The sequence below is a fragment of the Actinoplanes sp. NPDC048791 genome, from assembly GCF_040650095.1.
Lineage (GTDB): Bacteria > Actinomycetota > Actinomycetes > Mycobacteriales > Micromonosporaceae > Actinoplanes.
This window is the reverse complement of sequence record NZ_JBEZGQ010001646.1, coordinates 1-1,225: the sequence shown is the minus strand read 5'-3', so window position 1 is coordinate 1,225 and position 1,225 is coordinate 1. Positions and strand designations below refer to the sequence as shown.

The window sequence follows — 1,225 nt, the reverse complement described above, 5'->3', positions numbered from 1 at the left end:
GCCAGCGCCAGCAGGGTGAGAACGCTGCGTTCCAGCGGGGCGAGCGGGACCCGGGCCCCGTCCGTACGGGCCTCGACCGGCCCGAGCAGTGCCAGCTCCAGCGCCATCGCCGGTCACTGCCCCGGTGCGACGGACGGCCGCCCGCTCAGCATCACGCTGTGCCCGCGGAACTCGGCGACGGCCTCGCCGGTCGGGCGCCGCACGGTCACGTCGTACACGCCGTTGCGGCCGGCGCGCACCCGTTCGACCGCCTCGGCGAGCAGCTCGTCGTGCACCTCGGCCGGGCGCAGGAACGTGACCTGCGCGTGCTGGGCCACCGCGGTAGGCCCGTGGGTGTTGCTGGCGTACGCGAACGCCGCGTCGGCCAGCAGGAACAGGTATCCGCCGTGGACGGTCCCGTGCCCGTTGGTCATCGTGGCGGTGACCCGCATCCGCAGCAGTGCGCGGCCGGGCCCGAGATCGTCGAGCTGGATGCCGAGGTGCTGACAGGTGAGGTCCCGGTGGTACATGGCTGTGGCGATCTGGATCGTGTCCATGGTGGTAGGCGCCCCCGCTAGTGCCGGTGAGATCGAGAGCGAATCTAACTGTGCGGGTACAGCTTCTGACGGGCCGTGATCATCCATGGACGGTCGCCACTGTCTGGTTCGAGGGCCTTTGTCGGCTACCTTTGGCGCCGTCGGCCAGGCTATGACGCATTAGTCGAAATCACTGGCTCGTGATTGTTCGCACCTAACATCCTGATATAGGCGTGATCCGGCGGCCTGTACAGGTTGCCCAGTGCCACCCGGCCTGTGGCGGCGGATCTGTACAGATTGCCTGCTCCCGACTGGACGCGTTGTGCACCTCAGGCCGGTGGCCAAAGCTGGACCGGCGCAGCGACCCCGACGGAGGTAAGAGTGACCGCACCGCCCCGGCTGTTCCTCGGCCTGTTCGACGACGCGGCCATCTTCCCGCCCGGCAACGAGCCCCTGCCGGACGCCGTACGGGTGCACCAGGAGCGGCGCACGTCGCCACTGGCACCGCTGCTCGGCCCGTTCATCTGCTCCCTGCCCCGCTGGCCGGAGCTCACGACGGCCCTGCCCGCCGGATCGCCGCTGCCCGTCTCGCTCACCCTGCCCGGCGGGGCCGCGGACGTTCCCGCCGCGATCGCCGGGGCGCAGGCGGAACCCCGGGTGGACCTGGTGGCGCTGGAGGTGCCCGCGTCCGCAGCCGGGCTCGCCGAGCT

The 1,225-nt window shown here is 71.0% G+C and carries 1 protein-coding gene and 1 pseudogene; one reads left to right on the top strand and one right to left on the bottom strand.

Features of this window, described 5'->3' with window-relative positions; all coding sequences use genetic code 11:
* Positions 1 to 113: 113 nt before the first annotated feature.
* Complete coding sequence (gene paaI / locus AB0C29_RS49270) at positions 114 to 536, bottom strand: hydroxyphenylacetyl-CoA thioesterase PaaI (protein ID WP_360835402.1); 423 nt, start codon at positions 534 to 536, stop codon at positions 114 to 116.
* Between the two features lie 360 nt (positions 537 to 896).
* On the opposite strand from paaI, the pseudogene AB0C29_RS49265 reads away from it, so the two are divergent.
* Positions 897 to 1,225 (top strand): annotated as a pseudogene (locus AB0C29_RS49265) (hypothetical protein); the annotation flags it as partial.